At 67.6% G+C, this 23,203-nt stretch carries 22 protein-coding genes; 15 read left to right on the top strand and 7 right to left on the bottom strand.

The window, feature by feature from the left end; all coding sequences use genetic code 11:
* Positions 1 to 148 precede the first annotated feature (148 nt).
* Positions 149 to 910, top strand: coding sequence for an AraC family transcriptional regulator (locus AC1RPL_RS10745; protein WP_493069837.1), 762 nt, complete (start codon positions 149 to 151; stop codon positions 908 to 910).
* A 58-nt stretch (positions 911 to 968) separates the two neighbouring features.
* Positions 969 to 2,462: a S41 family peptidase gene (locus tag AC1RPL_RS10740; protein WP_493069297.1), complete on the top strand. Its 1,494-nt coding sequence runs from the start codon at positions 969 to 971 to the stop codon at positions 2,460 to 2,462.
* Positions 2,463 to 2,471: 9 nt separating this feature from the next.
* Here AC1RPL_RS10740 and AC1RPL_RS10735 read toward each other — a convergent pair whose 3' ends face one another.
* Together AC1RPL_RS10735 and AC1RPL_RS10730 are read right to left on the bottom strand one after the other, a co-directional pair.
* Positions 2,472 to 3,557 carry an NAD(P)/FAD-dependent oxidoreductase gene (locus AC1RPL_RS10735; protein WP_493069296.1) on the bottom strand — a complete coding sequence of 362 codons (1,086 nt, stop codon included), beginning with the start codon at positions 3,555 to 3,557 and terminating at the stop codon, positions 2,472 to 2,474.
* On the bottom strand, positions 3,557 to 4,501 hold the full coding sequence (locus tag AC1RPL_RS10730) for an alpha/beta fold hydrolase (RefSeq protein WP_493069295.1): 945 nt from the start codon (positions 4,499 to 4,501) through the stop codon (positions 3,557 to 3,559). The genes AC1RPL_RS10735 and AC1RPL_RS10730 overlap by 1 nt, the downstream gene beginning before the upstream one ends.
* Positions 4,502 to 4,550: 49 nt before the next feature.
* Here AC1RPL_RS10730 and AC1RPL_RS10725 point away from each other — a divergent pair, with 49 nt between their 5' ends.
* From AC1RPL_RS10725 to AC1RPL_RS10685, 9 genes are all read left to right on the top strand, one after another.
* Positions 4,551 to 5,027: an A24 family peptidase gene (locus AC1RPL_RS10725; RefSeq protein WP_493069294.1), complete on the top strand. Its 477-nt coding sequence runs from the start codon at positions 4,551 to 4,553 to the stop codon at positions 5,025 to 5,027.
* A gap of 60 nt (positions 5,028 to 5,087) precedes the next feature.
* Complete coding sequence (gene cpaB / locus AC1RPL_RS10720; protein ID WP_493069293.1) at positions 5,088 to 6,113, top strand: Flp pilus assembly protein CpaB; 1,026 nt, start codon at positions 5,088 to 5,090, stop codon at positions 6,111 to 6,113.
* A 1-nt stretch (position 6,114) separates the two neighbouring features.
* Positions 6,115 to 7,806 (top strand): type II and III secretion system protein family protein, encoded by a 1,692-nt coding sequence (locus AC1RPL_RS10715; protein WP_493069292.1) that lies wholly within the window; start codon positions 6,115 to 6,117, stop codon positions 7,804 to 7,806.
* Between the two features lie 28 nt (positions 7,807 to 7,834).
* Positions 7,835 to 8,455, top strand: coding sequence for a CpaD family pilus assembly protein (locus AC1RPL_RS10710; RefSeq protein WP_493069291.1), 621 nt, complete (start codon positions 7,835 to 7,837; stop codon positions 8,453 to 8,455).
* Positions 8,452 to 9,738 carry a pilus assembly protein CpaE gene (locus AC1RPL_RS10705; RefSeq protein WP_493069290.1) on the top strand — a complete coding sequence of 429 codons (1,287 nt, stop codon included), beginning with the start codon at positions 8,452 to 8,454 and terminating at the stop codon, positions 9,736 to 9,738. Before AC1RPL_RS10710 ends, AC1RPL_RS10705 begins: the two co-directional genes overlap by 4 nt.
* Before the next feature lie 51 nt (positions 9,739 to 9,789).
* Complete coding sequence (locus tag AC1RPL_RS10700) at positions 9,790 to 10,770, top strand: type II secretion system F family protein (RefSeq protein WP_493069289.1); 981 nt, start codon at positions 9,790 to 9,792, stop codon at positions 10,768 to 10,770.
* A 4-nt stretch (positions 10,771 to 10,774) separates the two neighbouring features.
* The gene (locus tag AC1RPL_RS10695; protein ID WP_493069288.1) at positions 10,775 to 11,773 is read left to right on the top strand and encodes a type II secretion system F family protein; all 999 of its coding nucleotides are present in this window, start codon (positions 10,775 to 10,777) and stop codon (positions 11,771 to 11,773) included.
* 68 nt (positions 11,774 to 11,841) lie between these two features.
* Entirely contained in the window at positions 11,842 to 12,369 is a 528-nt protein-coding gene (locus AC1RPL_RS10690) for a hypothetical protein (protein ID WP_493069287.1), read from the top strand.
* A 12-nt stretch (positions 12,370 to 12,381) separates the two neighbouring features.
* The gene (locus AC1RPL_RS10685) at positions 12,382 to 12,891 is read left to right on the top strand and encodes a helix-hairpin-helix domain-containing protein (protein ID WP_493069286.1); all 510 of its coding nucleotides are present in this window, start codon (positions 12,382 to 12,384) and stop codon (positions 12,889 to 12,891) included.
* A gap of 340 nt (positions 12,892 to 13,231) precedes the next feature.
* On the opposite strand, the gene AC1RPL_RS10680 is transcribed toward AC1RPL_RS10685, so the two are convergent.
* The 5 genes from AC1RPL_RS10680 to AC1RPL_RS10660 form a co-directional block, all read right to left on the bottom strand.
* Entirely contained in the window at positions 13,232 to 13,741 is a 510-nt protein-coding gene (locus tag AC1RPL_RS10680; protein WP_493069285.1) for a chorismate--pyruvate lyase family protein, read from the bottom strand.
* A complete protein-coding gene (gene ppdK / locus AC1RPL_RS10675) occupies positions 13,738 to 16,398 on the bottom strand; it encodes a pyruvate, phosphate dikinase (RefSeq protein WP_493069284.1) in 2,661 nt (886 codons plus the stop codon). The genes AC1RPL_RS10680 and ppdK overlap by 4 nt, the downstream gene beginning before the upstream one ends.
* A gap of 143 nt (positions 16,399 to 16,541) precedes the next feature.
* Entirely contained in the window at positions 16,542 to 16,994 is a 453-nt protein-coding gene (locus AC1RPL_RS10670) for a hypothetical protein (protein ID WP_493069283.1), read from the bottom strand.
* The gene (glyS, locus tag AC1RPL_RS10665; protein WP_493069282.1) at positions 16,991 to 19,291 is read right to left on the bottom strand and encodes a glycine--tRNA ligase subunit beta; all 2,301 of its coding nucleotides are present in this window, start codon (positions 19,289 to 19,291) and stop codon (positions 16,991 to 16,993) included. Before glyS ends, AC1RPL_RS10670 begins: the two co-directional genes overlap by 4 nt.
* The gene (locus tag AC1RPL_RS10660; RefSeq protein ID WP_493069836.1) at positions 19,288 to 20,154 is read right to left on the bottom strand and encodes a glycine--tRNA ligase subunit alpha; all 867 of its coding nucleotides are present in this window, start codon (positions 20,152 to 20,154) and stop codon (positions 19,288 to 19,290) included. Before AC1RPL_RS10660 ends, glyS begins: the two co-directional genes overlap by 4 nt.
* A gap of 112 nt (positions 20,155 to 20,266) precedes the next feature.
* Between AC1RPL_RS10660 and AC1RPL_RS10655 the strand changes: the two genes are divergently transcribed.
* From AC1RPL_RS10655 to AC1RPL_RS10640, 4 genes are all read left to right on the top strand, one after another.
* The gene (locus AC1RPL_RS10655) at positions 20,267 to 21,301 is read left to right on the top strand and encodes a TraB/GumN family protein (RefSeq protein WP_493069281.1); all 1,035 of its coding nucleotides are present in this window, start codon (positions 20,267 to 20,269) and stop codon (positions 21,299 to 21,301) included.
* Positions 21,298 to 22,179, top strand: coding sequence for a TraB/GumN family protein (locus AC1RPL_RS10650; RefSeq protein WP_493069280.1), 882 nt, complete (start codon positions 21,298 to 21,300; stop codon positions 22,177 to 22,179). The genes AC1RPL_RS10655 and AC1RPL_RS10650 overlap by 4 nt, the downstream gene beginning before the upstream one ends.
* Positions 22,180 to 22,321: 142 nt before the next feature.
* Positions 22,322 to 22,654, top strand: coding sequence for an ArsR/SmtB family transcription factor (locus AC1RPL_RS10645; RefSeq protein ID WP_493069279.1), 333 nt, complete (start codon positions 22,322 to 22,324; stop codon positions 22,652 to 22,654).
* Positions 22,651 to 23,130: an SRPBCC family protein gene (locus AC1RPL_RS10640; RefSeq protein WP_493069278.1), complete on the top strand. Its 480-nt coding sequence runs from the start codon at positions 22,651 to 22,653 to the stop codon at positions 23,128 to 23,130. Before AC1RPL_RS10645 ends, AC1RPL_RS10640 begins: the two co-directional genes overlap by 4 nt.
* Positions 23,131 to 23,203: the final 73 nt, after the last annotated feature.

The following is a 23,203-nucleotide window of genomic DNA, read 5'->3' as shown; positions in this document are numbered from 1 at the left end:
GGCATCGAGCCCGACTGCGCGAGGGAAGCAGGCGAAATCCTACATTGCAAGAGTGGCGTGACGTTCACGGCGCGCTCATCACGATACCCGGATGAGGATGCGGCGCCCATCGGCAAGGTTTCGCGCGGGAGGTACGCATTTGAGCCTCGTGACCCAGGATATCCGCCTCGCCCGCTACGCCGGACGCAGCGATATGGCCGCGCACGCGCATGCGCAGGGCAGCCTCACCATCGTGCTCGAGGGCGATTATAGCGAGACGATCCGCGGCCGCTGCACCCACCACGGCCCCGGCGCGATGCTGTTCTGCCCGCGCGGCGAGCCGCACGCGCAGCTCTTCGGATCGAACGGCGCACTGAAACTGCTGCTTCGGCCCGGCGACCAGGCACTGGATTTCCTCGCCGATCACGCGCCGCTGCGGGAAGCGCCCAGCACGGGGTCCGCCGAGATCGCCCGTCTCGGGCGGCGCGCCGCAGCCGAGATCGCACTGGCGGATGCTTTCTCGGCTTCGGTGCTCGAGGGGATATGCTGGGAACTGACGGCATTGTTCGGCCGCCAGATAAGCCGCAAGGAGAGCCAGCAGGCGCGGCGCAGCGCCCCTCTCGTCGCCAAGGCGCGGCTGCATCTGGCGGAGCATCTCGATCAACCTCTGTCTGTTACCGACCTCGCGGCAGCGGCCGGCGTCCACCCCTCCAGCCTGTTGCGCGCCTTTCGCCGGGAACTCGGCTGCACGCCCGGCGAGCTGCAACGGCGCCTGCGTATCGAAGAGGCTTCGCGCCTGCTGGCGGCTTCCACGCTGCCGCTCGGCGAGATCGCGCTGGCCTGCGGCTTTTCCGACCAGTCGCACTTCTCGCGCACCTTCCGGCATCTCCACGGCTGCACGCCCGGCCAATATCGCGCGCGCTGCCGCTGAGCGGCCAATCGCCGCTCTGGTGCAAGACACCGGCCGGAGGCCTGGCTAGCCTGCCGGCATGACGATCCCAACGCGACGCCTCCGGGCGATGCTGGCGGGGCTGACCGCCCTGCTCGCCCTCCCCGCCACCGCGATTGCGCAACCGGCCGGACGCGCCGAGTGGCAGGCCGATTATCGCCAGCTCAAGGCCGCGCTCGAAGCGTCCTACGCCAACCTCGCCTGGAAGGGGTCACTTGCAGGCGGCGTCGATCTGCCGGCACTGGACCGCGCGGCATCGGCAGCGCTGGCGGCCGCCGGAAGCGAGGAGGAGGCTGATCGCGCCCTGCGAGAATTCGTGGCCGGCTTCCGCGATGGCCATTTCTCGGAGCTTCCCTACCTCGCGCGCGCCGAAGGGCCGGCAGTGCCCGAACCTGCGGATCCGCCGCTTGATCCTGCGGATCCGGCGACCGGCTGCGCGGCCCTGGGCTATGCCTCCACCGCTTCCGTCGCCTTCACCCTGCCGTTCGAAAGCCTTCCCGGCTTCAGGCTGATCGGAGACGGTCTCTCGCAATCCTTCCGGACCGGGCTGCTCGCATCCAACGGGCGCGTTATCGGCATCCTGCGCATCCAGAATTTCCGCGCCCGCCCCTTCCCCGCGACGTGTATCGAGGCTTGGGCGGCGTTGCGCCGATCCGGGGCGGCGATCACCCCGGTCTCGATTCGGCAGGCCGCACGGCAGCGCTGGTTCGCGGACATGGCGGCTGCCCTGGCCGAACTGAGAGGCCGGGGTGCAACCGTCATGCTGGTCGATGTCGGCAACAATGGCGGCGGCGACGATAGCGGCGATTGGACGGCGCGGCTCTTCTCGGCCAGGCCGGTGCGCTCGGCCAGGCTGCTGATGATCGACGCTCCGCCCGCCACGGACTATTTCGATGAGCAACTGGGTGACCTTAGCGCCGTGCTGGCCGCGTCGCCGAAACCTGCCGACGCCGGCCTGCTGCAAGCGGCCCGCGATCTTTTCGCCAGGCAAAAGACTGCAGTCGGCCAGGCGCATTGCGACTTGTCCTGGGTCTGGCGCGAACGGCGCGACTGGCCGGCCACCGGTTGCCGAAACCTGCTCGATGCGGCGTATGCCGGCGGCGCCAGCCCCGGGATGACGCCGGATTCACCCGCAGACGATACAGCGGCGATCGCACTGTCCAGCGCGGCGCGGGTTCGCGCCTATGCCGGCTCCTGGACCGGGCCCACCTATGTGCTGACCGATCGCAGAACCTATTCCTCGGCGGAGATGTTCGCCGCGGTCATGCAGGATAACGGCATCGCCAGGCTGATCGGGGGCCGCACCGGGGGCGATGGCTGCGGTTTCATGGTCGATACCACGCCGATCCTGTTGACCCACACGCGCCTGCGCTTCCGGATACCCAATTGCATGCGCCTGCGCGCCGATGGCACGAACGAGGAAGCCGGCATCACACCGGACCTGCCCGTCGCGCCGACCGAAGGGGAGTCGGATCGCGCCAGGGCGGCACGCGTCATCGCGACGATCGCGGAGGATGTGGCTCCACGGCGCTAGACCCAGCGCCTATATTGCGAACCGCCCCGGCGCGTAGAGCGCTGGATCGATCCCCGCCACCATCGGATCGGCCGCGTTGCCGAGCAGCAGCGCGGCAGCGAGTCTGGCCGCGGCGGGGGCGGTCTGGATGCCGAAGCCACCCTGCCCTGCACACCAGAAGAAGCCGGGCGCCGCGCGATCGAAGCCATAGACCGGCAGGCGATCGCAGGCGAAGGTGCGCAGGCCCGCCCATTTATGCTCGAGCTTCTCGACGCGCCAGTCGACGACATGCTCGAATCGGTCGATCGCGGTGGCGACATCGATATCCTCGGGCTGGGCGTCGCAGGGCGGGGTCTCGATCTCGTCGTGCGGGGAGAGCCAGATCCGGCCGCCCGCCTCGGGCTTCCAGTAGAAGCTGCCGCCGATATGCGCGACCATCGGGCTGCTCGGCGCCGGCGCGGGTTCGGTCTTCAATTGCATCATCGTGCGGCGGTAGGGCCGGATGCCGAGCGGCGCGACGCCCGCCAGTTCCGCCACCGGATCGGCCCAGGCGCCGGCGGCATCGACCAGAACATCCGCTTCGAAATCGCCGGCGCGGGTCCCGATCTTCCAGCGGCCGGCCTGGCGGCGCGCCGATACCAGCGCGGCGCCGAGGACCAGCTCCCCGCCTGCGCAACGAAAGGCGGCGAGGCACGCCGCGTGCAGCCCGCCGACATCGATATATTCGCAGCTCGGCTCGTGGACACCCAGCGTCCATTCGGAGCGCAGGCCCCCGATGATGCCCTGTGGATCGACGGGGTGTAGCTCGACACCGCTGCCTGCGAACTCGGCAAGGAACGCATCGATCGCCGCGGCTTCATCGGCGCGGCCGATATGGATCGAGCCCATCGGATCCAGGAAACCGCCCGCGCGCAGCGCAGGGCCCGACGCGGTGGTGAGCGGCTGGATCGCTGGCCCGCCATAGCTTTCGGACCAGAAGGCCGCCGAGCGCCCCGTGGCGTGATGGCCGGCGCGGTCCTCCGCCTCGATCATGAGCACGCGCGCATGCGGCGCGAGCTCGGCCGCGAGGCTGGCGCCGGCGATGCCGGCACCCACAATCACTATGTCATAGGCCATCAGCGCCGCTGGGCGCGGGCGGCGAGGAACAGGTCGATCTCGCCGATCGCGCGGTTGCGGACCTTGTCTTCCTCGCGCAGGATCTCGTGCGCGCTTTCCTTGCCGAAAGTGACGATGCGGGCGTCGGGCAGCTTCGGCACGATCTTGAGCGCGGCCCTGGCATCGACGAGCCCGTCCGCCTTGGCGATCAAGGCGAGCACCGGCACGGGCATCTTCCGGAGCTTCGGGTTCTTCGCCAGCTCGCGCATCGACTTGAATGCCTCGATCACCCAGCGCCAGCTCGGCGGGCCGGTGACGATCGCGGGATCGTGCTGCTGCCAGAAGATCTCATCCGAATAGCGCGCCTGGTCGTGGGTGAGCAGGTTCGAGCGCGTCTCGGTGGTATAGGGCTTCTCATTGCCCTTCCAGGCGGGGCGGGTGCTGTCGCCGACGCCGCCCAGGATCCGTGCGGCGCGCTCGGCAAAGCGGCCGAACGGGCTCTTCACGCCCAGCATCGGCGCCACGATCACCGCCGCATCGGGCCGAATCGCGCCTTCGACCAGCCCGCGCAGGATCAGGTGGCCGCCCATCGAATGGCCGATCACAACATGCGGGCCCGGCGTCGCGGCCTCCCAATCGGCATAAAAGGCGCGCAGGTCGGCGATGAAGCTGTCGAAGCTGTCGATGTCGCCGCAATTGGCGCGCGAGGTCAGCCGCCCCGAGCCGCCCTGGCCGCGCCAGTCGAACGATGTGATCGTCCAGCCCTGTTCGTGCCAGTGGTGGAACACCTCGAGATATTTCTCGAAAACATCGCCGCGGCCGCCCTGGAACAGGATCGATCCACGCGGAGTCGCAGTCTCGGCAGGCCAGGCGAAGGCGCGCAGATGCCAGCCATCGGGGGTCCCCCAATAATGGACCTTGGCCCCGGCGGGGATGGCACGGCGGATATCCGGATTTTCACGCATTGGGCTTGGTTACGTTTTGATAAGCCGTCTCGTCTAGGACTTTGGCTCTATGGGGGGCCTGTTCATCACTTTGCTGCTCGTCGCGCTCGCGCTGCTGCTCGTTTCGGCGGGCATCCAGGACGCGCGCACCCGTGAGATCGCCAACTGGAAGAACGCCGCCATCGCATTGATGGCGCCGCTCTGGTGGTGGGCGAACGGGCTGGCGATCTGGCCCGACGTGACGGTGCAGCTCGGCGTCGCGCTGCTCGTCTTCGCCTTCTTCCTCGGCGCGTTCGCGCTGGGACAGATGGGCGGCGGCGACGTCAAGATGATCGGCGCGCTGGCGCTGTGGCTGCCGGTGATGCCCCTGATCTGGATGCTGGTGCTCATGTCGCTGATCGGCGGCGGGCTCACGCTCCTCATGGTGATCGACAAGAAGCTGCGGCGCAGCGCCAAGGGGGACCCTGTGGAAATCCCTTATGGCGTGGCCATCGCAATCGCAGCGCTACTGGTTCTTCGCGAACCGATTTTTAACCAGTTCGGGTGAATAATTAACGCCGGCGCAACCACAACGCCGGTGTTTTTTGAGAAGGCTTGGAATAGCGAAATGGATGCACGCAAGCTGATCCTCCTCGTCGGTGCGCTCGTCGTAGCCGCCATCACCGCGTTCATGGCGCGCAGCATGATGGCCGGCGCGCCCGCGCCCCAGGCCGGTGCCGTGCCGAGTTCGGTGCAGCCACAGAACACCACCGAGGTGCTCGTCGCCAAGCGCGAGCTGCCCGTGGGCACCATCCTCGACGCCCAGGCGCTGGAATTCCGTCCCTGGCCCAAGGAGCTGGTCGAGGGCGCCTATTATGTGAAGAGCGAATCGGATCCGGCCAAGCTGGTCGGCACCGTGGTGCGCTTCCCGATCCCGGCCGGCCAGCCGGTGACCCAGGGCGCGCTGGTCAAGCCCGGCGACCGCGGCTTCCTTGCCGCCGCGCTCGGACCCGGCATGCGCGCCGTCACCGTGCCCGTCTCGGCCCAGAGCGCCGTTGCCGGCTTCGTCTTCCCGGGCGACCGGGTCGACCTGATCCTCACCCAGTCGGTTGCAGGCGGCGGCGATGGCCCCGCGCTCAAGGCCTCGGAGACGGTGCTGCGCAACCTGCGCGTGCTCGCCACCGACCAGAAGACCGACAAGACCACCGACGACAAGGGCAACACGATCGTCACGACCTATTCGAACGTGACCGTCGAGGCGACGCCCAAGATCGCCGAGAAGATCGCGGTCGCGCAGACCATTGGCACGCTGTCGCTCTCGCTGCGCTCGATCGCCGACAACCAGGGCGAGCTCGAGGATGCCATCGCCAATGGGGACGTCGACGTGCCCGCCGATGGCGATCCGAAGAAGGAAAAGGAAATGATCGCCAAGGTGGCCAAGCGGCCGCAGGACGGCGTGAGCACCTTCGCCACCGGCGCCGACGTGTCGCGTTTCCAGCGCAGCACGGTGCCGGCGAAGACCAGCGAGCCCGCCGCGGCACCTGCCGCAGGGCCTGCCCAGAATTATCCCGGCGCCAATGTCCCGCGCGGCCCGGTCGTCACCATCGTGCGCGGCAATTCGGAAACCGCCGTTCCTCTGGGGGGGAAGAATTAAGATGAACCGCATGCTTCTTCTGAAGCGCTCGCTGGCCATGGCCGTGTCGACCGCGATGGTCGGCGCGCCGGCAGCGGGCTATGCCCAGACCGCAAAGCCGCGCCGTACGACGGTGGGCGTGGCGAACCTGCCCGCCGGCACCCAGCGTCCGAGCAGCGAGATCCTGCTGTCGATCGGTCAGGGCGAGCTGATCACGCTGCCGGCGAATGTCGCCAGCGTGTGGACGTCGAACCCGACGGTGGCGGACGTCTATGTCAACAATCCGCGCCAGATTCATCTGTTCGGCAAGGAATTCGGCGAGGCGACGGTGTATGCCGCCACCGCATCGGGCCAGGTGGTCTTCTCCACCAATGTCCGCGTGGCGCAGAACATCACGTCGATCGACCGCATGATCAAGGTCGCGATGCCCGATGCGGACATCCAGGTGACGACGGTCGGCCAGATCGCGGTGCTCAACGGCATCGTGAAGTCGCCGCAGGACAGCGAGCAGGCGCAGCGCCTGGTCACCGGCCTGCTCAATCCGGGCGTCAACGTCAACGATGCATCGGCGCAGCTGAAGATCGCCGTGATCAACCGGCTGAAGACGGCTACGCCGCTGCAGGTGCAGCTCCAGGTGAAGTTCGCCGAGGTGAGCCGCAGCTTCGTCAAGAATATCGGCGTGAACGTCACCACCAAGGATTCGACCGGCGGCTTCCAGTTCGGCCTGGCGCAGGGTCGCAATCCGGGCGCCTATACCGACTCGGCGCTCGCCCAGTATCCGACCGCGACCAAGGTCATCAACGGTGCGACCGTGACGGGCGCCTATGACCCGGTCACCGGCCAGTTCGTCAATCCGCGCGCCTCCGGCATCGCCGACATCACGCGCGGATCGGACAACGCAACCCTGGGCCTGGCCGGCAAGCTGTTCGGCCTCGACATCCTCTCTGCGATCGACGTGGGCGAGACGATCGGCCAGGTGACGACGCTGGCCAATCCGAACCTGACCACGCTTTCGGGCGAGACGGCGAACTTCCTGGCCGGCGGCGAGATCCCGATCCCGATCGCACAGGGCCTGGGCACCACCACGGTGGAGTACAAGCAGTACGGCATCAGCCTGGCGTTCACGCCGACGGTGCTGTCGGACGGCCGCATTTCCCTGCGCGTGCGCCCGGAAGTGTCGCAGCTGACTTCGGCCGGCGCCGTCCAGCTCAATGGCGTCACCATTCCGGCGCTCAGCACGCGCCGCACCGAAACCACGGTCGAGCTCGGCTCGGGCGAGAGCATGGTGATCGGCGGGCTGCTGCAGAACAGCCACAACAATTCGATCACCAAGACGCCCGGCCTGGGCGACGTGCCGATCCTCGGCGCGCTGTTCCGTTCGAACGGGTTCCAGCGCAACGAGACCGAGCTGGTGATCGTGATCACTCCGTATCTGGTGAAGCCGGTCAACGCGAACCAGATCGTCCTGCCGACCGACGGCTACAAGGCGCCGAACGACTTCGACCGCGTCTTCATGGGCTCGCTCGGTGGCAGTAACAGCGGCGGCGATCGTCCCAAGCCGAGCATGGCGCCGGCGAACGGCCAGCCTTCGGTGGGTGCCTTCGCGCCTGCCCCGGCCTCGCCCCAGCCGGCAGCACCGGTCCAGGCGCTGCCGAACCAGAACACCCGCAAGCAGAAGAAGGGCGGCTCCGCGGCCCCCGGCTTCGGCAACTGACCAGATGCGACTGACGAGGAGATCGCCCGTGCTTCCGCGCTTCACTCCCCTGCTCGTTCCAGCGCTGCTGCTGGCCGGCTGCGGCACCTATAATGGCGGTGTCGAATCGGCCAACCAGCCGATCGTCCAGCGCAACGACTATGTGCTCGACCTGCAGACGACGGGCTATGGCCTGGCGCCGGGCGAAGGCCAACGCCTCGCCGGCTGGATGTCCGCCATGGGCCTTCGCTATGGCGACCGCATCGCGATCGACGATGGCGCGGCCGGCACCACCGGCCGCGACGAAGTCGCGAGCGAAGCCGGCCGCTACGGCCTGCTGCTCGCCGACCGCGCTCCGGTGACCGCCGGGCAGATCGCCCCGGGCACGATCCGCGTGGTCGTCACCCGGATGACCGCCGGCGTGCCGGGCTGCCCCGACCATTCGCGCAACGGCGAATACACGTTCGAGGCGAGCACCAGCTCCAACTATGGCTGCGCGACCAACAGCAACCTGGCGGCGATGGTCGCCGATCCGGGCGACCTGGTCCGCGGTGCGCCCGGTTCGCCGACCACAGATCCGGCGACCAGCGCCAAGGCGATCGGTGCTTTCCGTGCCGCTGCGCCATCGGGCGCCGGCGGCGCCAAGGTCAATGCGGAGGCCCCGAAGTGAACGCGCCCTTCAATCCCGCCCGCACCGGGCATCGCGATCCGTTCGTGGCCTTCGTCTGCGACGAGACGACGGCGGAAACGCTGCGCCCGATCGCCGTCGAACTCGGCTGGAGCCCCGAAAAGGTCAACAAGGGCGGCCTGCGCAACGCAGTGCAGACGCTGTCGGTCTCGGCCAGCCCGAACATCCTGTTCGTCGATCTTTCCGAGAGCGGCGATCCGCTGAACGACATCAACGCGCTCGCCGAAGTCTGCGAGCCGGGCACGGTCGTGATCGCATCGGGCCAAGTCAATGATGTGCGCCTGTACCGCGACCTCGTCGCGAGCGGCATCCACGACTATCTGCTCAAGCCGCTGAACCCCGATGCGCTGCGCGATGCCTTCGCCCAGGCGCAGACGCTGCTCAATGCGCCCAAGCTGGCCGAGGCTTCGACCGACCGTCCGCATTGCGCGGTGGCGGTGATCGGAACGCGCGGCGGCGCCGGCGCTTCGACGATCGCGACTTCGCTGGCCTGGCTGATGGGCGAGAAGCAGGGCCGCACCACGGCCTTGCTCGACCTCGACGTGCATTTCGGCACCGGCGCGCTCGCGCTCGACCTCGAGCCGGGCCGCGGCCTGACCGACGCGATCGAGAATCCGAGCCGCATCGACGGGCTGTTCATCGAGCGCGCGATGGTGCGCGCTTCGGACCGCCTCGCCGTGCTCAGCGCCGAAGCGCCGATCCATTCGCCGATCATGACGGATGGCGCGGCCTTCTATCAGCTGCAGGAAGAGATCCGCACCGCCTTCGAGTGCACCGTGGTCGATCTGCCGCGCTCGATGCTGGTCAACCACCCGCATTTGATCACCGACGTGCAGGTCGCCGTGCTGGTGACCGAACTGACGCTCGCCGCTGCGCGCGACGCGATCCGCATCCTAAGCTGGTTCAAGTCGAACGCGCCGCAGACCCAGGTCATCGTCGTCGCCAACAAGATCCAGCAGGCTGCGGTGCTCGAGATCAGCCGCAAGGATTTCGAGGGCTCGATCGAGCGCAAGATCGACTTCCTGCTGAGCTATGACGCCAAGGTCGCCTCGCAGTCTGCGAAGCTCGGCAAGCCGCTTGCGGAAGTGGGCAAGGGCAACAAGGGCCTGGCCGCGCTCGGCGAACTCGCCCAGCGCATCGCCGGTATCGCTGATTCGGGCGCCGACGACATCGCGCCCAAGGGCAAGGGATCGAAGGTCGCCAAGAGCGGCGGTTCGCTGCTCGACAAGTTCAAGGGCAAGATCCCGACCAAGGCAAAGCGGTAACCAATGCGCGGCTAGGCTGCGCAAGGGCCCTATATTCGGAGACGATGCGGCGTGGACATGCTGCCGACCATAATGCTCGCAGGGGGTGCCTTTCTGGTGCTCATGATGCTCGGACTGGCCTTTTCGGGCCCGAACGCGGCAAGCGCGGGCGCGCGTCGCGTGAAGACTCTCCGCGAGCGCCATGTCGTCAGTGCCGCCGGCGCCAATGCGATGGAAGCGCAGCTGCGCCGCGTCGCCACGGCCCGCGCGACCAAGATGGACCTGACCGCCGCGCGCTTCCTGCCCAACCCGGCGCTGCTCCAGAAGCGCCTGAACATGACCGGCAAGGGCTGGACGCTCGGCAAGTACATGATGATCTCGGCCGGGCTGTTCCTGGTGCCCGCGATCCTGATGGCCCTCCAGGGCCTGCCGATCCTGCTCGGCCTTGCCTTCGGCCTGTTCCTCGGCCTCGGCCTGCCGCATTTCATCGTCGGCTTCTTCATCAAGCGCCGCATCGCCAAGTTCACCGCCAAGTTCCCCGACGCGATCGAGCTGCTCGTGCGCGGCCTGCGCTCGGGCCTGCCGATCACCGAGACGATCGGCGTGGTCGGTGCCGAGATCGACGGCCCGGTGGGCGAGGAATTCCGCTCGGTGAGCGACAAGATGAAGATCGGCAAGTCGCTCGACACCGCGCTGCAGGAGACTGCGGACCGGCTCGGCACGCCCGAATTCCAGTTCTTCACCATCACCATCCAGATCCAGCGCGAGACCGGCGGCAACCTAGCCGAGACGCTGGCGAACCTGGCCGACGTGCTGCGCAAGCGCAGCCAGATGAAGCTCAAGATCAAGGCGATGTCGTCGGAATCCAAGGCATCGGCACTGATCGTCGGCGCCCTGCCCTTCATCGTGTTCGGCCTCGTCTGGTTCATCAACAACAACTACATGCTGAACTTCTTCCAGGACGAGCGGCTGATGATGATCGGCGGCGGCGGCCTGATCTGGATGGGCCTGGGCGCCTTCATCATGGCCAAGATGGTCAATTTCGAGATCTGATGCGATGAACGGAGCTCCTCCCGCTGGTCCCACGCTGATGGGTATCGACGTCCTCTGGGTCGCGACGATCCTGTGCGCCGTCGCCGCCCTTGCGGTGATGCTGGCCATCTATGCCGCCACCACGGTGCGCGATCCGATGGCCAAGCGCGTCAAGTCGCTCAACGAGCGCCGCGAGCAGCTGAAGGCGGGCATCACCGCCTCCACCTCGAAGCGCCGCGCCAAGCTCGTGCAGAAGAACGAGACCACCGACCGGATCCGCTCGCTGCTCTCCTCGATGAAGGTGCTGCAGGACAGCCAGGTCAAGGTAGCGCAGACCAAGCTGCTCCAGGCCGGCATCCGCCGCAAGGAATTCGCCGTCGCGGTGATCTTCGGCCGGCTCGTCCTGCCGATCGTGTTCGGCGGACCGATGCTCTACATGGTCTACGGCACCAGCATGTTCTCGGACTGGAGCCCGATGAAGGCATATGGCCTGGTCGCGGGCACCTTCATCCTCGCCTACAAGGCGCCGGACCTCTATCTGAAGAACAAGATCACCAAGCGCAGCCACGCGATCCGCAAGGGCCTGCCCGACGCGCTCGACCTGCTGGTGATCTGTGCCGAAGCGGGACTGACCGTGGATGCCGCCTTCGCGCGCGTCTCCAAGGAACTGACCAAGGCCTATCCCGAGCTGGGCGAGGAATTCCAGCTCACCGCGATCGAGCTGGGCTTCCTGAGCGACCGCCGCCAGGCCTTCGAGAATCTCGCGGAGCGCATCAACCTGGATTCGATCCGCGGCGTGGTCACCACCATGATCCAGACCGAGAAATACGGCACCCCGCTCGCTTCGGCGCTGCGCGTGCTCTCGGCCGAGTTCCGCAACGAGCGCATGATGCGCGCAGAGGAAAAGGCCGCGCGCCTGCCCGCGATCATGACCGTGCCGCTGATCCTGTTCATCCTGCCGGTGCTGTTCATCGTCATTCTCGGCCCCGCGGCCTGCTCGATCAACGACGCGCTGATCAAGTAACCATTTCGCGGTGGCGCGGCCTCTCCTGGCGGGTTAGCTTCCCGCCAGACTTAGGGGAGGTCGACTCGATGCACGATTTGCCGTTCCAGACGATCACGCAGTTCGCAGGCCTGGGCCTGACGCTGATCGCCGGCTGGTTCCTTGGGCTCGCCAGCCATTCGGGCGGCCGCAAGTGGCGCGAGCGCTACCTCGAAGAGGATATGGAGAACGCCGGCTATCGCGACCGGGCCGAGGCCGATCTGCGTGACTCCGCCCGCCGCATTCGCGAGCTCGAAGCCGAGAATGCCAAGCTGCGCGCCGCCGAGCCGGTGGCCGTTGCCGCCGAGCCGGTGGCGGTTGCCGCTCCCGCCGAGCCCGTCGTCGAGCGAGAGGGCCATTCGACCGCCACGGTGGCTGCTGCCGCCGTCGCTGGTGCCGTGGCCGGCGCGATCGCCACCCATGCGGTGGCAGAGAATCACGCCGAAGCCGTGCCTGCCGAGCCGGTCGTCCAGGACCATGCCGAGCCCGCGCATCCGGCGCCCGTGCACGCGGAGCCCGCACCGGCCGAGCCGGCGCCTGAAGTCGCGCATACCGAACCCGCCGACGCGCACCACTAGGGACTGCTGGCCATGGCGCTTCCGTTCGAGACCGGCACGCAGTTCGCGGCGCTGGGGCTGACGCTGGTCGGCGGCTGGTTCCTGGGGCTGGCGAGCCGATCGGGCGGGGCCAAGTGGCGCGAGCGCTACCAGGACGAGGAACTGGAGCATGCCCGCTACCGCGACGAGGCGGAGAGCCGCATTCGCACGCTGGAGCGCGAGCTGAAGACCTCACGGAACGAGGCCCCTGCCCCGGTTCCCGTCGCCGAGGACACACCCGGCTCCGCCTGGCGCGGCTGGTTCGGCTGGGGCCGCGACAATCTCGCCCGGATCAACGGCATCGACGAGGCGCGCGAGAAGCGGCTCAACGAGCTGGGCATCAAGACCTATCGCGAGATCGAGAAGCTCGCCCCGGGCGACGAGGCCGCGCTGGAGCAGCGGCTGGGTGCGGAGCCTGGCACGATCGGCGAGCAGGGCTGGCGCGAACAGGCAGCGTTGCTGCGTGCCGGCAACGAGCGCGAGCATGCGGAGCGGTTCGGCTAGGGCAGGCTTCCTACATCGCGTTCTACGCCGACTCGGCAAAGTTCGTGAAGGTCACGCAAAAAACGGGTTTTCGCGGCGCTTATTTTCCCAATTTTCCCGCAAATGCCGCGCATCCCGCAATATCTTTACGCGGGCTTGATCCTATCTTTCCTACGGGTTCAAAGAGCGGCCGGTGGGGACCAGCTGCGGGAGTCAAGCGGGCGAAATCCTACATTGCAAGCGGCAGGTGGAGCGCTGGCCTTCCCATCGTCATCCCCGCGAAGGCGGGGATCCAGGGTTACTCTGCCCGGACGGTCCTGCTTCCGCCTTCGCGGGGATGACGGATACTGGGTGGCTCGACCTAAGGCCGCACCGGCAGGTCGAGCAGCGCCGGCGTGTAATTCTCGAGAACCTCGGCGAGAGGATGGCCCTGCCCGTCCAGTACGATCGCACGCTGGCGCAGGGCATAGGGCGCGACGCTCGGGTCGGCCTGGCGGGTGGCGATACCCAGGGTGCGGCGGCTGGGTGCGAGCGGACGGATCGCTGCGCCGAAGGGAGCGTCGCCGGCCAGCGCCGCGCGCATCTCCCGCGTAAGCCGGGCGGGAACGTACCAGTTCTCGGCGATCGACAGCGCGATGTCGCCGCATTTGAGCGCCACGCTGCGATAGGCGACCGGCTCGTTCGCGTCGACCGCCAGCCGCATGCGTTGCTCGGGCGTAGGCGGCTTGGCGCCGGTGCGGTCCACCACCGCGCGGATCGGATCGGCGCAGCGGCGCTGGAGCACCGCGGTCGCGCTGCGTGCCGCCAGCAGTTCCTGGCGGAGCGCCTCCGCCGGATCCGCCTGCGCCAGCAGCAGCGCGAGCAGAATCAAGCCTGGAGCGCCGCCTGCGCCGCCGCCAGCCGCGCGATCGGCACGCGGTAGGGCGAGGCCGAGACGTAATCGAGCTTCGTCGCCTCACAGAAGGCGATGCTGGCCGGATCGCCGCCATGCTCGCCGCAGATCCCGAGCTTGATGTCGGGCCGCGTCGCCCGGCCGCGCTCGGCGGCGATCGCGATCAGCTCGCCCACGCCTTCGACATCGAGGCTGACGAACGGGTCCTTGGCGTAGATGCCCTTCTCCACATAGGTGGTGAGGAAGCGGGCGGCATCGTCGCGAGAGACGCCGAGCGTGGTCTGGGTGAGGTCGTTGGTGCCGAACGAGAAGAACGCGCCGACCTCGGCGATCTCGCCTGCACGCAGCGCCGCGCGGGGCAGCTCGATCATCGTGCCGACCAGATATTCGATGCGGCGGCCCTTGTCGGCGAACACCGCCTCGGCGGCCTTGTCGACCACCGCCTTCATCAGGCTGAGTTCCCTGGCGGTAGCGACCAGCGGGATCATCACTTCGGGGATCGGCGCTTCGCCCGACTTCTCTGCGACCGCGACAGCGGCCTCGAAGATCGCGCGCGCCTGCATCTCGTAGATCTCGGGGTAGGTCACGCCCAGGCGGCAGCCGCGATGGCCGAGCATCGGGTTGAACTCGTGCAGCTCCGCGGCGCGGCGCTTGAGCGTTTCGACGTCGAGGCCGGCCGACGCCGCAACTTCGGCGAACTCGGCTTCCTCGTGCGGCAGGAACTCGTGCAGCGGCGGATCGAGCAGGCGGATCGTGCAGGGCAGCCCGGCCATCACTTCGAAGATCTCGATGAAGTCGCTGCGCTGCTCGGGGAGCAGCTTGGCGAGCGCCACGCGGCGGCCCTTCTCGTCGGCCGCCAGGATCATCTCGCGCACCGAAGTGATCCGCGACTGCTCGAAGAACATGTGCTCGGTGCGGCACAGCCCGATGCCCTCGGCGCCGAAATCGCGCGCGGTGCGGCAATCGAGCGGGGTCTCGGCATTGGCGCGCACCTTGAGGCGGCGCTTGGCATCGGCCCAGACCATCAGCGTGCCGAAATCGCCCGAGAGCTCGGGCTGCACGGTCGGCACCGCGCCGAACATCACTTCGCCGGTGGTGCCGTCGATCGTGATCAGATCGCCTTCGCGAACCTCGCGCCCGCCGACGCGGAACAGCTTTTCCTTGGCGACGATCGCGAGCGTGCCGGCGCCCGAGACGCAGGGGCGCCCCATGCCGCGCGCGACCACTGCGGCGTGGCTCGTCATGCCACCGCGCGCGGTCAGGATGCCGCGCGCCGCGTGCATGCCGTGGATGTCCTCGGGGCTGGTCTCGACGCGGACCAGGATGACGCTCTCGCCGGCGCCTGCGCGCTTCTCGGCGGTGTCGCTGTCGAACACCGCGATGCCCGAGGCGGCCCCCGGCGAGGCAGGAAGCCCCTTGGTCAGCACGTCACGCGCGGCCTTGGGATCGAGCGTCGGGTGGAGCAGCTGGTCGAGCGCCGCGGGATCGACGCGCAGGATCGCCTCTTCCTGCGTGATCAGGCCTTCGCTGGCCATGTCGACCGCGATCTTGAGCGCGGCCTTGGCGGTGCGCTTGCCCGAGCGGGTCTGGAGCATCCACAGCTTGCCGCGTTCGACGGTGAACTCGATGTCCTGCATGTCGCGGTAATGCTTCTCGAGCGTCTCGAAGACGGCGGCGAGCTGCGCGTACACTTCGGGCATCGCCTCTTCCATCGAGGCGGGCTTGGCGCCGGCGCGTTCGCGCGCAGCCCTGGTGAGGTATTGCGGGGTGCGGATGCCGGCGACGACGTCCTCGCCCTGCGCGTTGATCAGGAACTCGCCATAATAGGCGTTCTCGCCGGTCGAGGGATCGCGGGTGAACGCGACGCCCGTCGCGGACGTGTCGCCCATATTGCCGAACACCATTGCCTGGACATTGACCGCGGTGCCCCAGTCGCCGGGGATGTCGTTCAGGCGGCGATAGACCTTGGCGCGCTCGGACTGCCAGGAGCCGAACACTGCGCCAATCGCGCCCCAGAGCTGGTCGTGCACGTCCTGCGGGAAGGGCTTGCCCCACAGCTCCTGCACGATCGCCTTGTACTCGGCGACCAGCGCCTGCCAGTCCTTGGCCGAAAGCTCGGTGTCGAGGCTGTAGCCGCGGTCTTCCTTGGCGATCTCCAGCGCTTCCTCGAAGCGGCCATGATCGAGCTCGAGCACCACGTCCGAATACATCTGGATGAAGCGGCGATAGCTGTCCCAGGCGAAGCGATCATCGCCGCTGATCGTGGCGAGGCCGACCACGGTCGTGTCGTTGAGGCCGAGGTTGAGCACCGTGTCCATCATGCCGGGCATCGACGCGCGCGCGCCGGAGCGGACCGAGACCAGCAGCGGATCGGACGCATCGCCGAAGGTCTTGCCGGTGATCCCCTCGATATGGGCGATGCCGTTCGCGACTTCGGCCTTCACGCTCTCCGGGAAGACGCCGCCCTGGTCGTAATAGACCGCGCACATCGGCGTGCTGATCGTGAAGCCGGGAGGCACCGGCAGGCCGATCCCGGCCATGCCATCGAGATTTGCACCCTTGCCGCCGAGCAGATTCTTGTCGCCCTGGCCACCGTCCGACACCCCGCCGCCGAAGCGGTACACATATTGCGTCATGCAAAGCCCTTCTTGCTTAGGGCCGCCTACCGCAGGTGCGAACAAGGGGAAAGCCGCTGACTACGTTGTCAGAGGGCAAGATTTGCTTGGGCTGGGGAGAAGTCGGCGAGACACCGGTTACCTAAGCCCGGCGACGCGGAGTCTCACTTCCGATCGAGGACCGCACGACCGAGCGCGCCGCGCAGCAGCAGATCGGGCACATCGCCGGCCAGCCGCACGCGGACCATGCCGACCATGAACCTCTTTTCCTCCGAGACCGCCTCGATGCGCGCCCAGGGGATGAACAGCATCGGGTGGAAGGGGCGGAAGAACAGGAAGGGCCGCAGCCACAGTCCGCTCTGCGTCACCCAGCCATCGATGCACGAGCCGTAATTGGCCGCGCGCAGCGAGTCGCCGATGCGCAGGCTGGCGAAGCGGATGCGCCGGGCGGACAGCGGCGGATCGGACGTGGCGGCATAATGCGCCGCCAGCGTCCGCCAGCCCATCGACGCGATGAGCCCGATGATCGCGACCCAGAAGAGCGGGAAGGCAATCGCGAACAGGGCGACGAACAGTGCCGGCGACACCGGCAGCTCCCCTCCGCCGGTCACGTTCATCCCTCGATCTTCGAGAAGTCGGCCACGTTGTTCACTGCGTCGCGGATGCGGGCGAGCAGGCCGAGGCGCATCTCGCGCTTGAACTCGTCCGGATCGACGACGGTGACGTCATCGAAGAACTTGTCGATCGGCGCGCGCAGCGTGGCGAGCGCGGCCATCGCGGCTTCGAAATCCTCCGCCGCGATCGCGGCTTCGGCCTTGGGCTCGGCGGCATCGAGCGCCTCGCGTAGCGCGGCCTCGGCGGGCTCGGCCTCGTAGATCTCGTTGTCCGCGACTTCGCCGGGGGCCCAGCTCTCCTTCTTGAGGATGTTGGCGGCGCGCTTGTAGCCGGCGAGGAGGTTCTTGCCGTCTTCCGAAGTGACGAAGGACTGGAGCGCTTTCACGCGGGCGAGCAGGCGAACGAGATCGTCCTCGCCGCCCAGCGCGAACACCGCGTCGATCAGGTCGTGGCGAACGCCGGCTTCCTTCTGCTGGACCTTGAGGCGGTCGATCAGGAAGGAAATTACCGCTCCGGGTACATGCTCAAACGCCGTGGAAGCTAACCTAAGCTTGACCGGTTCGGGTTGCTTATCAGGATTCGCCTTTCCAACCGCAAAGTAGTGGCCGTCCTCTTTTGCAAGCCCCTCGTTGACGGCGCCAATCGCAATTAAGGTTGCTTCGTCGAGGAGACGTCGAAGCGGCAAACGGAGACCATTGTCGAGGATCAGCGCGGTAACGCCCAACGCCGAGCGGCGAAGCGCGAAGGGGTCCTTAGAGCCACTGGGCTTCAGGTCTACGCCGAAGAACTGAGTGATGCTGTCCAGCTTGTCCGCCAGCGACACCGCCACCGTAACCGGTGCAGTTGGGACATCATCCCCCTGTCCGACCGGCTTGTAGTGATCGCGCACTGCCTCTGCGACTTCCGCCGGCTCGCCCTGCGCGGCGGCGTAATAGCCGCCCATCAGGCCCTGGAGCTCGGGGAACTCGCCGACCATGCCGGTAACGAGATCGGCCTTGGCGAGGCGCGCGGCGCGCTCGGCCTGGTCGGCGAGACGCTTCCTTTCCTCGTCATCCCCGCGAAGGCGGGGATCCAGGGTTTCAGAGGACTGCGCTGCTTGGCTCTGGATCCCCGCCTTCGCGGGGATGACGGAATTGGTAGCGGAGGAGGGACTTGAACCCCCGACGATACCCTCCTCCACCAGCCACCGCGCCAGCTTGGCGACGCGGTCGACCTTGTCCGCAACTGTGCCCAGCTTCTCGTGGAAGACGATCTTCTCGAGCTTCGGGGTCAGGTCCTCGAGCCGGGTCTTCAAATCCGTCTCGTAGAAGAAGCGCGCATCGCTCAGCCGCGCCGCGAGGACCTTCTGGTTGCCCTCGACGATCTTCTCGCCGCCGTCCGCCGCGTCGATGTTCGCCACGCAGACGAAGGCGTTGGCGAGCTTGCCCTCGCCGTCGCGGCAGACGAAGTATTTCTGGTTCACGCGCGCGGTGAGCTGGATCACTTCGGGCGGCACGTCGAGGAAGGCCGGATCGAAGCGGCCGAGCAAAGGCATCGGCCATTCGGTGAGGCCGGCATTCTCGTAGAGCAGGCCATCATCCTCGATCAGCGTCAGGCCGGCCTTTTGCGCGGCCATCTTGGCGCCGACCGCGATGATCGCGCGGCGCTCGGCACCATCGACGATGACGTGGCAGAGGCGCAGCTTCTCGATATAATCCGCGGCCGAGCCGATCGTGATCCCGCCCGGGTGGTGGAAGCGGTGACCGACGGTGACCGAGGCGCTCTTCACGCCCGCGATCTCGACCGGCACCAGCTTGTCGCCGAGCAGCGCGATGATGCCCTGCAAGGGGCGCACCCAGCGCAGGCTCTCGGTCGAGGACGAGGCTTCGCCCCAGCGCATCGACTTGGGCCAGGGGAAGGCGGTGATGACGTGGGTGATCGCGCTGGCGAGGACCGAGCCGGCGGCGATGCCGGGGCGGTCGATCACCGCGAACAGGACCGTGTTGCCCTTGCCGTCGTCGCGCTCGACGAGCTGCTCGCGGGCCAGGCCGGTCGAGCGCAGGAAGCCCTCGATCGCCTGGGCCGGCGCATCGGCGCGGGGGCCCTTGCGCTCCTCGCTGGCTGCCGCGGTCATCTCGGCGACGCCGCGGACGATCAGCGCGAGGCGGCGGGGGGTGGCGTAGCTCTCGATGCGCTCGAACGGCAGGTTGAGCGCCTTGAGGCGCGTCTCGAACAGCCCGGCCAGGTCGGCGCGCGCCTTTTCCTGCATGCGTGCCGGGATTTCTTCCGAGCGGAGTTCGAGGAGGAAATCTTCGCTCATACCGTCCACTCCGGATACGAGGCGTTCCAGGCGGGCGTCATGTGCGCGATCCAGGCTTCGCAGCTGCCCTTGGCCAGGTCGCGGACGCGGCCGATATAGGCCTGGCGCTCGGCGACCGAGATCACGCCGCGGGCTTGCAGCAGGTTGAAGATGTGGCTGGCCTCGATCGCCTGCTCATAGGCGGCGATGGGGATGTTGTTGGCCAGGCAGTTCTCGCATTCGGCCGCGGCCTTGCGGAAGCCCTCGAACAGCGTCTCGGTGTCGGCGACTTCGAAGTTGTACTTGGACATCTGCTTCTCGTTCTCGAGAAACACGTCGCCATAGGTCACGCCGGACTCGTTGAAGGCGAGGTCGTAGACGCTGTCCTTGTTCTGGATGTACATCGCCAGGCGCTCGAGCCCGTAGGTGAGCTCGCCGGCGACGGGCTTGCAGTCGAAGCCGCCCATCTGCTGGAAATAGGTGAACTGGGTGACTTCCATGCCGTCGCACCAGACTTCCCAGCCCAGGCCCCAGGCGCCGAGCGTCGGGCTCTCCCAATCATCCTCGACGAAGCGGATGTCGTGCCTGGTGAAGTCGATGCCGATCGCCGCGAGCGAGCCGAGATACAGGTTCTGCAGGTCGGGCGGGCTCGGCTTCAGGATCACCTGATACTGGTAGTAATGCTGGAGCCGGTTCGGGTTCTCGCCATAGCGGCCGTCGGTCGGGCGGCGGCAGGGCTGGACGAAGGCGGCATTCCACGGCTCGGGGCCGAGCGCGCGCAACGTCGTTGCCGGGTGGAAGGTGCCGGCGCCCATGCGCATGTCATAGGGCTGGAGGATCACGCAGCCCTTCGCCGCCCAATAATCATGGAGCGTGAGGATCATGCGCTGGAAGCTAAGAGGCTCGGCCATAGCCTCGCGCTTTGGCGTCTCGCCTCCTGTGGGTCAATGCTGCACCGCCGTTGACTTGGGACAGGCCTTCGGTTCTCCTCGGCCGATGAGCAGACTCAGGCTGGGCCTTGCGGCGATCGGACTGGTACTCGCGGGCGCCGCGGTGGCGCAGGGCGTAGCGGAGCTGAATCCCCGCCTGCCCTATGCCGCCCCTGCCCCCGACGATGCACTGAGCCTGGGCGGTTCGCGGGTGCTGTCCGAAGTGGATGCCGGCTATGCCGCGCGGCTCGAGGCGGAAAAGGCGCGGGTTGCCGGCTCGCAGCCCTATGAAGTCCACCCGGCGATCTGGAGGATCGCGGACGCGGATACCACCATCTACCTGTTCGGCACCGTCCACAGCCTGCCGCCCGGCTTTCGCTGGCGCAATCCGGGGCTGGAGGCGGTGATCGTCCGCGCCGACACGCTGCTGCTCGAATCGACCGACGACGATGCGGAGACGGCCGACTTCCTCGGCGGGCTGCCCAGCGACGCCAGCCTGCCGCCGCTGATCGATCGCGTCTCGCACCGCAGCCGCGCCAAGCTGGCCGAGATGCAGGGCGCGCTGCCCGCCGAACTGGTGGCGCAGATGGACAAGATGCCGAGCTGGGTCGCGGCGATGGGGATCGGCTATATCAAGGACCTGGTCGCCGGCGACATGCCGAGCCAGGGCGCCGACGACTGGCTGGAGAAGCAGTTCCGTGCCACGGGGCGCCCGGTGGAAGCGATCGAGGATTCGAACCAGGTGATGCAGAACATCAACGCCGTGCCGGAGGACGCGCAGCGGCTGATGCTGGAGTCGGCGATCCTCTCGCCGGCGCGCGATCATGACGCGCTGGATGCCGTGGCGCATGCCTTTGCCAAGGGCGAAGTCGGCCCCGATTCGGCGCTGCTGATCCTGCCGAACGCCTTCGATCCGGGCGGGGCGATGGCCGATCCGCTGCTCGCCGAGCGCAACGCCGCCTGGGTAGAGAGCCTGGTCGCGCGGTTGAAGACCAGGCGCGGCACTATCCTGTTCGCGGCCGGTGCCGGGCATTTCGTCGGGCCGGGATCGGTGATCGAGCTGCTCGGCAGGCACGGCCTCAAGGTCGAGCGCGTCCAGTGATCCGCCGCTTGCTGCCGGCCTTGCTGGCCCTCGCTTTGTGGGGTTGCGGAGACAAGGCGCCAGTCGACACCGCCGCCGATCCCGCCCTGTGGGTGGTGAAGGATGCCGACACGACCATCTATCTGTTCGGCACCGTCCATGTGCTCAAGCCCGGCCTCAGCTGGTTCGATGGCGGGGTGAAGAAGGCGTTCGGCGCCTCGGACACGTTGGTGCTCGAGCTGGTGATGCCGCCCGATGCCGAGATGCAGAAGATCGTCGCAGACCTCGGCACGCACGCCCCCGGCAAGCCGCTGCCCGACGAGCTGCCGCCGGTGGAGGCGGCCAAGATGCGGGCGGCCCTGCCCGAATATGGCCTCTCCGCCGACGCGCTCGACAATGCCGATCCGTGGCTGGCCGCGACGATGCTCTCGGTGCTGCCGCTCAGGCAGCTCGGCTATGACGACAAGCAGGGTGCCGAGCTGATCCTGACCAATGCCGCCAAGGCCGCGGGGAAGAGGATCGAGGGCCTGGAGACGGCCCGCCAGCAGCTCGGCTATTTCGACGCCCTGCCCCTGCCCGCTCAGCGCAAGCTGCTGATCGAGACGATCGACGATCTGCCCCAGGCGGGGAGCAAGATCGACCAGGCGGTGGCGGCCTGGCGCAGGGGTGATGCCGAGGGGCTGGCGAAGCTGGTCAACGAGGACAGCGCCGCCTCGCCCGAGGTTACCGAGGCACTGATCGTCCGCCGCAACCGCAATTGGGCCGACTGGATTTCCAAGCGAATGCAACGGCCTGGCACGGTGTTCCTGGCGGTCGGCGCGGGGCATCTGGCGGGGACGACCAGCCTGCAGGTCGAGCTTGCCAGGCGCGGGCTCAAGGTGGAGCGGGTCCACTACTGAGACTCTCCCGTAATCCCTGCGAAGGCTGGGATGATGGATAAGGCCTGCACGCTCCGTACACCAAAGGTGCCTAAGTTCACTCGGGACTGACATCGCGCAGCCGATTATATAACCATTTAGTTAGATAAATGATTGGTTATATATGGACGCCCTGAGCAACACCTTCGCCGCCCTGGCAGACCCCACCCGCCGCGCGATCCTGGCGCGGTTGGCGCTGGGGGAAACGACCGTGGGCGAGCTCGCCCAGCCCTTCGCGATGAGCGGTCCGGCGGTGACCAAGCACTTGAAGGTGCTGGAGCATGCCGGGCTGATCTCGCGCAGCCGCATCGCGCAGCAGCGGCCGGCCAGGCTGGAGCCCGCCGCGCTCAAGGCGGCGAGCGACTGGATCGCCGAATATCGCCGCTTCTGGGACGCCAAGTTCGACGGCCTGGATGCATATCTTGTCGAATTGCAGAAGCAGGGAGAGACGGAATGAGCACGGAAGTTGGCGTCGGCTATGAAGTGACGATCGACCGGACCTTCGCCGCACCGCGCGCGCTGGTGTTCGACTGCATGACCAAGGCCGAGCATCTCGCCCGCTGGTGGGGTCCGCATCATTTCGACGTGCCCTTTGCCGAGAGCGAGGCGCGGCCGGGCGGCAGGATCCGTATCGATATGCGCGGGCCCGAGCCGTACGGGATCAACGAGGTGCATGGCGAGTATCTGGAGGTTAGTCCTCCGGATCGTCTGGTCATGGTTCTTCGCGCCTTCGGTGCGCCCGACGGCAGCTGGGGCATCGAGCACCGCACCACGATGACCTTCGCCGACGCGCCCGAAGGCGGCACGCACATGCACATGACGACGGTGGTGCTGCAGGCGAGCGAGGCGCTGCTGCCGGCGCTGTCGGGCATGCGCGAGGGGTGGAGCCAGAGCTTCGAGAAGCTGGAGGCTGTACTTCCGGATCTGGTGTGAGCGGAAAGCCCTCTCCCCATTGGGGAGAGGGTTGGGAGAGGGGCAGAGGTGGAGAGTGCGTCGCACTTCCCCT

It is taken from the genome of Sphingomonas sp. GW821-FHT12D09, from assembly GCF_058807215.1.
Note: the sequence above shows the minus strand (reverse complement) of the source record. Positions and strands in the feature narration are given on the sequence as shown.

Coding starts and splice junctions, on each gene's coding strand:
- AC1RPL_RS10740 (WP_493069297.1), top strand. CDS start 969: ATGACGATCCCAACGCGACGCCTCCGGGCGATGCTGGCGGGGCTGACC.
- AC1RPL_RS10735 (WP_493069296.1), bottom strand. CDS start 3,557: ATGGCCTATGACATAGTGATTGTGGGTGCCGGCATCGCCGGCGCCAGC.
- AC1RPL_RS10730 (WP_493069295.1), bottom strand. CDS start 4,501: ATGCGTGAAAATCCGGATATCCGCCGTGCCATCCCCGCCGGGGCCAAG.
- AC1RPL_RS10725 (WP_493069294.1), top strand. CDS start 4,551: ATGGGGGGCCTGTTCATCACTTTGCTGCTCGTCGCGCTCGCGCTGCTG.
- cpaB (WP_493069293.1), top strand. CDS start 5,088: ATGGATGCACGCAAGCTGATCCTCCTCGTCGGTGCGCTCGTCGTAGCC.
- AC1RPL_RS10715 (WP_493069292.1), top strand. CDS start 6,115: ATGAACCGCATGCTTCTTCTGAAGCGCTCGCTGGCCATGGCCGTGTCG.
- AC1RPL_RS10695 (WP_493069288.1), top strand. CDS start 10,775: ATGAACGGAGCTCCTCCCGCTGGTCCCACGCTGATGGGTATCGACGTC.
- AC1RPL_RS10690 (WP_493069287.1), top strand. CDS start 11,842: ATGCACGATTTGCCGTTCCAGACGATCACGCAGTTCGCAGGCCTGGGC.
- AC1RPL_RS10685 (WP_493069286.1), top strand. CDS start 12,382: ATGGCGCTTCCGTTCGAGACCGGCACGCAGTTCGCGGCGCTGGGGCTG.
- ppdK (WP_493069284.1), bottom strand. CDS start 16,398: ATGACGCAATATGTGTACCGCTTCGGCGGCGGGGTGTCGGACGGTGGC.
- AC1RPL_RS10670 (WP_493069283.1), bottom strand. CDS start 16,994: ATGAACGTGACCGGCGGAGGGGAGCTGCCGGTGTCGCCGGCACTGTTC.
- glyS (WP_493069282.1), bottom strand. CDS start 19,291: ATGAGCGAAGATTTCCTCCTCGAACTCCGCTCGGAAGAAATCCCGGCA.
- AC1RPL_RS10660 (WP_493069836.1), bottom strand. CDS start 20,154: ATGATCCTCACGCTCCATGATTATTGGGCGGCGAAGGGCTGCGTGATC.
- AC1RPL_RS10655 (WP_493069281.1), top strand. CDS start 20,267: ATGAGCAGACTCAGGCTGGGCCTTGCGGCGATCGGACTGGTACTCGCG.
- AC1RPL_RS10645 (WP_493069279.1), top strand. CDS start 22,322: ATGGACGCCCTGAGCAACACCTTCGCCGCCCTGGCAGACCCCACCCGC.
- AC1RPL_RS10640 (WP_493069278.1), top strand. CDS start 22,651: ATGAGCACGGAAGTTGGCGTCGGCTATGAAGTGACGATCGACCGGACC.